Below are 10,606 nucleotides of genomic sequence, written 5' to 3'. Positions count from 1 at the left end.
CCTCTAAATGTGTTTAAAGCTGTTAACGGTTTTTTCATCCAGCCTCTTGAGTAGCTCCACGACAAGCTTAACTGCGTTTTCGACGTCTGCGAGACTCGCTATACTTACATGGCTGTGAATATGTCGCGTTGGAACACCTATCACTATGCTAGGCCTGCCACCCCTATAAAGGTGGAGTCTCCCAGCATCAGTTCCTCCCGATACGGCTGACAATTGGAAGGGTATCTTGGATTCCTCTGCGACCTGGATGACAAACTCCTTCAGCTTTTGATTGGGAATCATTGACCTGTCAAAGGTAACTATTGTAGGACCTTTCCCCATTTTTGCTTGCGCCTCGTTGGGCTTTATTCCAGGAACATCCCCCGCTATGTCGACTTCAGTCACAATCGCTATGTCATGGTCTACAATCCACCCTACCGTCTCAGCACCCCTTAGACCCACCTCTTCCTGAACCGTGGCGGCAGCATAGTAGGTGTTGGGATGCTCTATGTTCTGTTCACGTAGAACCCTTAAAGTCTCCATAGCAATGAAAGCTCCGATCCTGTCATCAAGAGCTTTAGCCATGATCCTGTCTGGGAGACTTGTTTTCATGAAGGGCGACCATGGAACGACGGGATCTCCCACCCGAATTCCCAGACTCTCAGCCTCTTCTTTACTTGTAGCCCCTACGTCTATGTACATCTGTGAAAACTGTATGACCTTTTGTCTCTCCTCTGGCGTTAAGAGGTGTGGGGGTTTGCTTGTAATAACTCCAACTACTTCTCCCTTTCTTGTCTTGATTACAACGCGTTGTGCAAGTAGAACCTGCTCGAACCAGCCTCCGAGAGTTGTAAAAGTTACAAAGCCTTCATTTGTAATAGAGGTTACGAGAAATCCTACCTCGTCAACGTGTCCGGCAACGAGGACTCGGGGCCTTTCACTTGTACCTTTCTTTACGAGGACAAGGGAGCCAAGGTTATCCCTTCTCACATCGTCAGCGAATACTGAATAGTGTTTTTTGAATATGGTTAAGACTTCTTCTTCGAATCCTGAGGGACCTATAGCCTCAGTTGCTTCCTTCAGAAAACTCAGCGATTTCTCATCTATCTTGTAGTTCATCGCACTCATGTAACGCTGGGGGGTAAATAATCGTTTCTCTACTAACTCTTTGGGGCCTGCACCGACTTTACAACTTTATCCACAAATTGGTTCCTGCAGACAGGACAACAGAAGTAGTGCTTCCTGTTCTTGTATACATAAATATATGGAGTACCTGAGATAGATACACCACACGTCTCACAATGAAGAATAGCTTTTTTAGCCGCTACCAGCTTTTCAGTCGTTCTGTCTAGTTTGCATCTAGTAAACACTAAACTTATTTTAGCTTGAGAATCGGTTTTCGAAACGTATTCTAGGAAACGAGAAAGAGACTCGAGATCAAAAACATATAATATTACGTGAATGTTCGGGAGACCACTAGTGATAAAAATTTCATCTACCTCTGGAAGTTTCACCAACTCTTCAACGGTTTCCTGAGGTTTCTCGCTCGACAAAGAGACAAGAAATACTTTTCCTCCAAGCTCGGCTTCGTCCAGCTCAAAGTGTAAGCCTTTCAATACGCCGCTTTTCAAAATCTTTTCTATTCTTGAGTGTACTGTGGGACGACTAAGTCCTGTTTCTTTAGATATCTTAGATATGGACGCCCGAGGTTCTCTCGAGAGAATGTCCAATATTTTAAGATCATTCTCATCAAGCTTTATTTCCACATATGTTCAGAAACGAACCCTAAATATATTGCTTTGGAATTAGTCGTGATAAAATATATATTGAAAAATACAAAAATAAACTTTTGTGATAACAGAATTATCTATACTTATAACAATCTTTTTCATTCTAGCTCTCGGAACTATAATAGGTATAGCATACCTAGCATCAGGAAAAATGATTAAACCTCCTAGAAGAAAAGGAGAATGGACACCTAAGGATCTAGGACATCAATACGAGAATATAGAGATCCGAACAAAGGACGGCATTATACTACGAGGATGGCTTGTCAAAGGTAATAAAGACAAGACAGTGGTATTGATCCATGGTTATACTTCGAGCCGTTGGGACGAGGGCTACATGAAGCAAGCCCTCTCCATTCTGGCCCGTAATGGGTATAATGTAGCTGTATTCGATATGCGTGCACACGGTGCCAGCACTGGCGAGTATACGACGCTGGGATACAGGGAAAGCGAGGATGTTATGCAAATAATTGATTGGCTTGAGGAGAGAAATCTTGCGTCACGACTGGGATTGATGGGTTTCTCGATGGGTGGAGCGATAACTCTAATCGTGTCTTCTCTCGACCCGCGCGTCAAAGCTTCAGTCGCCGACAGCCCATATATAGATATCAGGAATTCAGGAATGCGCTGGGTAAGACGTGTTAAGGGAGTTATGGGTATGTTATTGAGAATTTCCTACCCTCTAATAGTGTGGTTTACCGCTAGACGCGCAGGAATAAGACCCGAGAACCTGGTAATGTACAACTTCGCGGAAAAGATAAAGATTCCACTACTCATCGTTGCTGGTGCTCGAGACGACCTCGTGTCACCCGACGAGATAAAGAAATTCTATGATCTTGCCCGCAGGTCAAATGAAAAGGTGGAACTGTGGCTGACCTCCTCAGCACACGTTTCCTCGATTATTGACTACCCTGAGGAGTACGAGAAAAGAATTATAGGCTTTTTTGAGAGGTGGTTATAGTGTCTGCCAGGCCACGAATCGGTACAATACTTGCCTCCTTATTCCTTCTTGTGCTCTCCTATTCCATGGGTTATTACATGTTGAACCCTATCATGCGAACACTACACGATGAAGGCCTTATTCCCGGAACCACGGAAGAAAATTGGAGGTTTTACGGGGGACTTATAGCAAGTGCGCTTCAGGGGATCGGTCTTATATTTTCCTTCCTCTGGGGAGTTCTAGCTGATAAAAAGGGCCGTAGACCCGTTCTACTTGTATTGGGACTAGTCATGTCGATAGGCCTTTTACTCGTTCCAACCTCGCGTGTCTATGACCAACTACTTGTCTACTTTCTCGTATTTGGCTTGGGCTTCGTTGGAGTAGGCCCAGTTATTTACGCTTTTATCTCGGACGCGATACCACCTGAGAGTAGGGGGAAGGGATACGCGTATTATTATGTGTCCAGCGTACTAGCAATGATTGTAGCAATCATAGTCGCAGGCGTATTGCTACCCTGGCGAATAGCTTATACTATAACGGGAATAATTGTGTTATTAACTACAATCTCTCTCTATCTTTCTTCCAGAGGTGTCACTATAGGATTTTCCGAATCAAAAAGAGAATTAAAAGCTTATAGGTTCAGGGAAGCAATACCCAGCTTAAAGAAGAAGACGGTTCTTTTAATGTTACTTATGATAGTGCCCTGGACGATTCCATGGGGCATGCTAAGCGTCTGGTCGATCGACTATATCCATACCAAATGGGGCGTACCCCTAGAAACCGCCTCTCTAATCATAGCTATGGCAACATTCTCAATAGCAGTTGGTCACATTCTGGGTGGAACTCTTAGCGATAGGATTGTGAAGAAGGGGGATATCAGTGGGAGAACAAAAATCCCGTTATTTGGGGTAGCCCTAGGTTATCTCTCAATGATCACAATGATACTATATCCCTATCCTAGGGGCATAACAGACCTCTCAGCTTTACTGCCGCCCTCGTTGCTCGTGTTATTCGGCATGATGTTTACTACATTCGCGTACCCTAACATCAACTCGATAATAAGCGAGGTCGTCATACCTGAGCACAGGGGCACGGTTTTCGCCGTCTACAGCATACTCAATAACCTAGGCTGGACCATCGGTCCTACGTTTTACCCATGGCTTATAGGCTCGGTATTCAGATCCGCTGATACTATTTCTTCAATGACAACCTCAGCTGCCTTCACCGTGTCGTTCTGGCTAGTAGTGCTACTCATCTGGGGGCTAATACACAAAACCTATCCTAAAGACAGGGTATAGAAGCCAGCCTATTTTTCCAGCCTCTCCACCTCTAGTATCTCAAGACTGCTCTCCCATTCATCGTAATACATGTTCCTCTCTTTAGATTCTACCTCTCCTCGTTGATTGTCAACAGGATCAGATCTAAAGTATTCCTTTGGAGGGTCGAACTGAGTCGAAATATCAATGTTCGCCGCAAGCCTATACCCCTCAATAGAGCCAAAATAGAAAGAGTTTCGCCAACCATCACCTTTATTCTTATTCCCGAAGCTCGGATCCACGTAAATCCACCCGTAAGGCTCTATATGGATTTGTGCCCAGTCGTGCATCCCTGGACGAACCGGGTTTAGATACCAGCCCGATTGCCAGCGCGCAGGTATCCCAGCTATCCGAGCCATCGTTATGAAAAGTATTGCCTGCATACCGCAGTCACCGCGTAAATTTCTTGCAACGTACTCGCTTATCGAATCGTAAAGCGAATAATCCCAGGCGTAGGTATAGCGAACATTAGATGTTATCCAATCCCATATCCTTTGAGCTTTTCTAAGAGGGTTTGGCTCATCCTCGATGATTCTCTTTGTAAGTTTAATCAGGTGGTCGCTGAAAACAATGTGAGGGGGCTTCTCAACGGTATAACGGGACAAGATTTCTGAGTTCTGAGTAATACTAGCCTCATTTGGATTTAGTTTTACATAAAACCCGTAGGAGGTAAACTCGTAGACGACTTCAAGTGAATCCAGCGTCTCCTCTAGCTCAAAGTATATGGTTCTTTGCGGGTGCATAGGAGGTGCTACGTGCTTGAATGCTGGATCCGAATGCAAAATTCTAACTTCGCGATTTATCCCTTCCTCACGGGGTATCGGTATCCAAACACGGAGTATGCCAGGGTAGCGTCTCCTGTCATGAATTTTTAGTGAAAATCGAATTTTGTATTTTAAGGGCAATACGTATCTCTCGTCTGTATCCTCTGAAAACTTCTTAACCCTCTCTGCCCGCCAACGTAAAGCCTCGCGCTCAATGGCCCCTAACTCACTCTCCCCTCTTCTCCTTCTGCTACCGAGCTCAGGACACAGCCAGAACATGTTGGGCACAAATCTCTTATGAACCCTCACCTGACCATTCGAGATTATGTGATCTACACAGCCTCTTCCAATAAGATCCTGGAATTCCTGAATTGATAGAGAAACAAGTTCGCCTGAGGCAAGGTGGAAAGCCTCCTCTAGACTATAGGGAAACTCTTTCTCGAGAAGCTCTAGCCTTAATAATTCGAATTTGAGCCTTAGCTGTTGCTCCCCTCTTGTCCGAGATAATAATTCCCTGAGTACGAGTATAGCTTTTTCGTGCTCCCCGCTCTCAATTAACGTTTTAAGATCAGTTTGAAGAGGCATCTTTAGAAAATCAAGTATGTTTTCCTTTGATGAACTGTCATGCATAGGTATTTTTTCCATACATTAATATAAATCCTGCTCTAATTATCCAATTTTCCAAACGAAATACTTAATAATTGAAATTAATAATGTAAATAGGGATAACCATCAGGATCTCCCTCTTGGGCCCTCCAGGAGTAGGAAAAGGAACTTATGCAACCATGCTCTCAGCCTTTTTCAACATACCTCATATCTCGACAGGCGAACTATTACGGAGAGAGGTATTTTCAGGGTCTGATATTGGAAAAGAGGTCTCAAAATACATGTCAAAAGGCCTCCTAGTTCCAGATCATCTCGTCAACAGGGTTCTCTTCCAGCGACTCTCGAGCTCAGAGTGTAGTGGCGGATTTATTCTAGACGGTTATCCTCGTACGTACTCGCAGGCTGAGACGCTAGAAGAGCATTTTCCGCTAGACACAGTTGTATTCTTGGACGCTCCACTTAAAGTTATAGTTGAACGGCTCTCAGGTAGGTTATACTGCCCTAGATGCGGTGAAATTTATCATTCTCAATGGAAACCTCCCCTAAGAAAAGGTAGATGCGACAAATGCGGGGAGAATCTCATAAGGCGTGAGGACGATAGAGAGGAAATAATAACGAAACGTTACAATGAGTACTTGAGTACAATATCCCCTGTTCTCTATTTCTACAAAGGACGTGGAAAACTCTTCTTTTTCGACGCGAGTGGTGATGCTCGGCAGTCTATACCACTGCTTCTTCAAGAACTAAGTAGATTGTTCCAGAAGAGTAGAGCTTTACCAGCAATACCATGAGTGAAAATCAAGCATATTTATTAGGTAACACAATAGAGAAATAAATAATTATGACAAGTAAAGGGCTTGGAAGGTTCCAGGTAATGGCTCTTCTCCAAGCAGCAAGATATTATGTATTGACGGGTGACCGTGAAAAAGCTTTATCCTTTGGGCTAAATCGAGCCATATTCTATGCATGGGCAAAGAGGCGAGGAGTACCCGTGGCTTCCACAAGGGAAATACCAGGAGAGACACCCAAGTCGCTTGAAAGAGAAACTGTTAGAAGCGTAGCTTATGTCGGAGACGAGCAGGCATTTCTCGGCAAAAACGGATGGTTCTCTATTGGAGGAAAAGAACAAACACCTGAAGACTTTGAAAGAGAAATCGTCCGAAGGATTGAATCTGTCATGCCTTTCGAAGAGGCGTGGAAGCTCGCCTTGGAGTACGTGTCAAGTTTTGACAAGGAGGTACTGCTCTCACAGAGGGATTTTTATGAGAAGGTATACCTTCCTGTTAGGGACACCTTCCCTGAAGTTAAATTAAAGGATAGGGGCAGACAAACGACTCTATTTTGAATCAGCCTCCGCCGTAAGCCTCATCTTTCGGCCCTAGCAAACTTCATCCTTAAATAAATCCACATGACGAGGCTATATTAAATGTATTTCCTCGTCATCTTCGTCCATCTTAAAAGCGTTGAGAAAAGCCCCCCAGATGAGAATATTTTTCATTGCTGCCTCGACCCTAGCAGGATAGTAGTTTTCAAGTAGTTTCTCGAAGTCTTCTACACTTATCCTCTTCTTTTTTGAGACGAGATCCACTATTTCGCTTAGAGGTTCGATGCGTTTCAGTGCATTCCTTAGCAAGTACTTCAGGCTTTTAGGATCACTTGAGGCCACCCTTTTCCCCAGCTCGGTTAGCGTTAAGTTTCCACCCTCAGATTTCACCAGGCCTAAAGCTTCAGCAACATCTATCGCTTTTGGCAAGACGTGTATATTCTCCCTGAGTACGTCTCCTACATACATGGAGTCTACACTACCCCCCAGACCGTGTAAGACCTCGACAAGCCCAAGGACATGGTCGGGGGTTACGTCAACGGGAAGCAATATTTTACGAGGCTTACTACTACTTGGATCCTCGGACACTTACCTCTATCACCTTCTATTAAATAGTTATACCGAGCTAGATTTTTTAATTTTTTGCACGCATTGAATTTAAAGTTAAAGTGGTGGACAGCGTGCCTCTCTACACAATGCTCTTAGCAGCAGCAACCGCGAGCCTTTTCAGAATGCTAGCCGCTTATGTTCTATCCGTCCTTACAGCTTTGCTCATTGGAAGCGCTATGGCAAAGAACAAAACAGTGGAGAGCATCCTTTTACCGATATTGGATATTTTACAATCGATCCCGATACTAGGCTTCTTCCCAGCAGCTCTAATCTTATTTGTAACATATTTCCCTGAGAGAATCGGTGTAGAGCTGGCATCCATATTCTTGATCTGGACAAGCCTTGTCTGGAACATGATATTCGGGGTCTACTCCTCCGTCAAATCCCTCGACCCTTCATATAATGACCTAGTGAAGGCTTATAATTTTGGGCACGCTGCCCGCTTCTTCTTTATATATGCACCTGTCTCCCGTAGGTCTCTTATAGCAAACAGCCTGGTATCATGGGCTGGAGGATGGTTCTTCTTAACATCAGCAGAAGTAGTATCGCTTGGTAGTTCCGAGTATAGAGTGACAGGCCTCGGAAGCTTTATAATAGAGCAGTTCAATTCGGGCAACCTATTAGGATTTTATCTGGGAGTAGCATTGTTATTATTGATAATCACCCTAACCTACTTCTTGATTTGGAACCCGGCTGCCTCCAAGAATCTCGGCTTAAATTTGCCTAGCTTTACAGCGGTTTATGACAAGATCCATGATATTGTTGCAGCCACATGGGGGGAATTGGGTGAGTTGTCTTTAGTCGTTGAAAAAAGGCTCAAAAAGTTCGAGAAAATATTGGGGTTTTTAATAAGGCTCTCAATCTTAGTAGCTTTAGTGATTTTTGCCCTAAACATTATAGCGGGCCTGGGAAGTATTGGGCTTCCTAACTTTCTACCGAAGATGCTAGCTGTCCTCTATGAAATACCGATAACGCTTTCACGTATCGTGTTTATCCTTCTACTATCCCTTTCGTTATCGTTGCTTGTCGCATTTATCTCGTATAGAAGTGTCCTCTTAGGTGGGGCCTTATCAATTATTGGCGAAATCTTAGCCTCCATACCAGCCATTATTTGGTGGCCCTTGCTAGCCGCAATCGCACTTCGTTATAGTTATGGGGCTTACATAGTATCCCTGATAGTCTTTCTGCAGGGAGCTTTTTGGTATCTTTATTTCAACATAATTGTATACGGCCTTTCAAGCATCAGAAAGGACCTTGAAGAGCTTTCCTCGGTTTATAAAATACGTGGAGTACCTTTCATACGATATGTCTTCGTGCCCTCCCTTCTTCCTTCAATCGCAACTGGAGCCTTGAGCGCTTGGGGTGGTGCTTGGAACGCCAGCGTGGTGGCAGAGTATGTTGTGGTGGGTGATCACAGCATTGACATAGGAGGCGTTGGTGCACTGCTTAACAGGCTAGCAATACAGGGAGACGCTGAGGGACTAGTAGTTTCAGCCCTCCTTCTTTCATCAGTAATAGTCTTAATCAACAAGACTTTATGGTCGAGGTTTTTCAAATATATAGAGGGCAAGTACGGGGGTGAAGATTAGTGAGTGGAATAAGTAGAGGCAAGGTTATTCTTTCGCTCAGGAATATCACGAAGTCATTCACAGAGGACTCGAAGACTTTGAAGGTGATTGATGGAATTTCCGTTGACATCGGAGAGGAGTTCGTAGCTATACTAGGACCATCTGGTTGCGGGAAGACGACGCTTCTCAGGATTATAGCAGGGCTCGAGAAGCCAGATGGGGGCGAGATTATTTTTACCTCAAAGGATGCTAGAATAGGATTTGTTTTTCAGTTCCCGACCTTATTACCTTGGATGAGTGTCCTCGAAAATGTGGCACTCCCGCTGAGGGTGAATGGCTTATCATGGCAGGAGGCTAAAGAGAGAGCACGTAAGTATTTATCGCTAGTAGGTTTAGCTTCCTTCGAAGACTTCTATCCACGTGAGCTCAGCGGAGGCATGCGACAAAGGGTTAATCTCGCACGGGCATTGGCCATAGAGCCTGTTCTTCTACTTATGGATGAGCCTTTCTCTGCTTTGGATCCTTTGACTGCCGAGTCTCTTCGCTCCGAAGTTTTAGACCTTTGGTTGTGGGGGGTGACTTCAGTTAGAACAATCCTTATGGTGACCCACAGCGTCGATGAGGCTATATTGATGGCTGATAGAGTGATAGTTTTAACGGCAAGACCCGCCAAAATAGCAGGAATTGTTGATATTAACCTTCCACGCCCTCGGGATAGAAGATCAGCAGATTTTCAAGCACTCGAAGACAAGGTGTACGAACTGATAAGCTCATAAGAGAACCCGAACCATCCGCTTTTTGAAGAACTCGCAAGTCAGCGACCAGAAACCTCTTCATCTCTCATGACGGGGAGTTCACTCATCATCCACCTCTATATGGAGAAAAATTATAAAAATTTAACAAGTGGGTAAGCCATGCTCGGACAACAAGTTTAGAAAGTTTTTACATCTCCTCTTCATCCTTTTCCTTTTCGAAGATTCTTAGCCCCAACTCGCTAGCCAATTTCGAAGATTCTTCTTCTAACCGCGACATGGTATCTGAAAGCTCTTCCGGGCTTTCAGCAAAAACAGTGAAAGCTATGGGGACACCTCTTGTTCCAAGAAACCTAGCATCTAAACGCATGAAGACATTCTTCTCCTTCTGGTGTAACCTTTCCACTATTTTTTCCGCAGCTTCTATGCTTCCATCTAGATATAGGGCAAAGGTGACGGAGTATTTTTTACCCGTTTTCTGTCTAAAGAAGTCTTGGATGCCCAGCTCGAAGCACTCAACCGCTTCTTCAAACCGAGGAGGCGTCGCAGCTATGAACTTGTCATCTGTTAGGCTGAAAGCCACAAAACCGGGAACAGCTCCACGCTCGTTCTGAATAACATAGCTGAACTCAGGCATTACAGCCTTATCCTCGAGATCTTTAGGGATCTCCATCTTATCAGAGTAATAGTTGCGGATAAGCTCGAGGGCTTCCTGGTTCACCTCCACGCCTAGTTTCAGGATTTCAGCGATTTTTGACGCTGCTCTCTTATCCCCTGCTGCCCCAACAACAATAATTGCGTCGTTTTTTTCGAAAATCCCTCCCAGAGAATCGAGGTTTTCAAAGTTAAGACTATATGTGGCTACTTCTACACCTATGGCTTTCAAGTAACCCTCTAGCCACCACCTTGCAGAGTCTGGTTTAGATACATTGTTCAAGAGAATTATCGCAGCCTTCACTAA

At 44.4% G+C, this 10,606-nt stretch carries 11 protein-coding genes; 6 read left to right on the top strand and 5 right to left on the bottom strand.

The annotated features are described in order from the left end of the window. Positions 1-3 precede the first annotated feature (3 nt). Positions 4-1,098 carry a M42 family metallopeptidase gene (locus tag ACP5KC_RS00580; RefSeq protein WP_424739974.1) on the bottom strand — a complete coding sequence of 365 codons (1,095 nt, stop codon included), beginning with the start codon at positions 1,096-1,098 and terminating at the stop codon, positions 4-6. Between the two features lie 41 nt (positions 1,099-1,139). Beyond that, a complete protein-coding gene (locus ACP5KC_RS00575; protein ID WP_273434591.1) occupies positions 1,140-1,745 on the bottom strand; it encodes a winged helix-turn-helix transcriptional regulator in 606 nt (201 codons plus the stop codon). Between the two features lie 85 nt (positions 1,746-1,830). Here ACP5KC_RS00575 and ACP5KC_RS00570 point away from each other — a divergent pair, with 85 nt between their 5' ends. Continuing rightward, positions 1,831-2,727, top strand: coding sequence for an alpha/beta hydrolase (locus tag ACP5KC_RS00570; RefSeq protein ID WP_428286720.1), 897 nt, complete (start codon positions 1,831-1,833; stop codon positions 2,725-2,727). Then, complete coding sequence (locus ACP5KC_RS00565) at positions 2,727-4,004, top strand: MFS transporter (protein WP_424739969.1); 1,278 nt, start codon at positions 2,727-2,729, stop codon at positions 4,002-4,004. The genes ACP5KC_RS00570 and ACP5KC_RS00565 overlap by 1 nt, the downstream gene beginning before the upstream one ends. Before the next feature lie 8 nt (positions 4,005-4,012). Here the strand turns inward: ACP5KC_RS00565 and ACP5KC_RS00560 are convergent, their stop codons facing one another. Continuing rightward, positions 4,013-5,416 carry a transglutaminase-like domain-containing protein gene (locus ACP5KC_RS00560; RefSeq protein ID WP_428286719.1) on the bottom strand — a complete coding sequence of 468 codons (1,404 nt, stop codon included), beginning with the start codon at positions 5,414-5,416 and terminating at the stop codon, positions 4,013-4,015. 116 nt (positions 5,417-5,532) lie between these two features. On the opposite strand from ACP5KC_RS00560, the gene ACP5KC_RS00555 reads away from it, so the two are divergent. Next, entirely contained in the window at positions 5,533-6,183 is a 651-nt protein-coding gene (locus ACP5KC_RS00555; protein ID WP_236944901.1) for an adenylate kinase family protein, read from the top strand. Positions 6,184-6,233: 50 nt separating this feature from the next. Further along, on the top strand, positions 6,234-6,737 hold the full coding sequence (locus ACP5KC_RS00550; protein WP_273434580.1) for a hypothetical protein: 504 nt from the start codon (positions 6,234-6,236) through the stop codon (positions 6,735-6,737). Positions 6,738-6,809: 72 nt separating this feature from the next. On the opposite strand, the gene ACP5KC_RS00545 is transcribed toward ACP5KC_RS00550, so the two are convergent. Beyond that, on the bottom strand, positions 6,810-7,304 hold the full coding sequence (locus tag ACP5KC_RS00545; RefSeq protein WP_236944900.1) for an AAA-associated domain-containing protein: 495 nt from the start codon (positions 7,302-7,304) through the stop codon (positions 6,810-6,812). Between the two features lie 92 nt (positions 7,305-7,396). On the opposite strand from ACP5KC_RS00545, the gene ACP5KC_RS00540 reads away from it, so the two are divergent. Continuing rightward, positions 7,397-8,914 carry an ABC transporter permease subunit gene (locus tag ACP5KC_RS00540; RefSeq protein WP_428286718.1) on the top strand — a complete coding sequence of 506 codons (1,518 nt, stop codon included), beginning with the start codon at positions 7,397-7,399 and terminating at the stop codon, positions 8,912-8,914. Beyond that, the gene (locus ACP5KC_RS00535; protein WP_236944899.1) at positions 8,914-9,669 is read left to right on the top strand and encodes an ABC transporter ATP-binding protein; all 756 of its coding nucleotides are present in this window, start codon (positions 8,914-8,916) and stop codon (positions 9,667-9,669) included. Before ACP5KC_RS00540 ends, ACP5KC_RS00535 begins: the two co-directional genes overlap by 1 nt. 166 nt (positions 9,670-9,835) lie before the next feature. Here ACP5KC_RS00535 and ACP5KC_RS00530 read toward each other — a convergent pair whose 3' ends face one another. Next, entirely contained in the window at positions 9,836-10,603 is a 768-nt protein-coding gene (locus tag ACP5KC_RS00530) for a hypothetical protein (protein ID WP_273434575.1), read from the bottom strand. Between the last annotated feature and the right edge of the window lie 3 nt (positions 10,604-10,606).

The organism is Infirmifilum sp. (genome assembly GCF_049970975.1).
GTDB lineage: Archaea > Thermoproteota > Thermoprotei > Thermofilales > Thermofilaceae > Thermofilum > Thermofilum uzonense.
Note: the sequence above shows the minus strand (reverse complement) of the source record. Positions and strands in the feature narration are given on the sequence as shown.

What these genes read in the sequence shown, in the direction of transcription:
- ACP5KC_RS00550 (WP_273434580.1), top strand. Translation starts at nt 6,234, where the DNA reads ATGACAAGTAAAGGGCTTGGAAGGTTCCAGGTAATGGCTCTTCTCCAA.
- ACP5KC_RS00560 (WP_428286719.1), bottom strand. Translation starts at nt 5,416, where the DNA reads ATGCATGACAGTTCATCAAAGGAAAACATACTTGATTTTCTAAAGATG.
- ACP5KC_RS00580 (WP_424739974.1), bottom strand. Translation starts at nt 1,098, where the DNA reads ATGAACTACAAGATAGATGAGAAATCGCTGAGTTTTCTGAAGGAAGCA.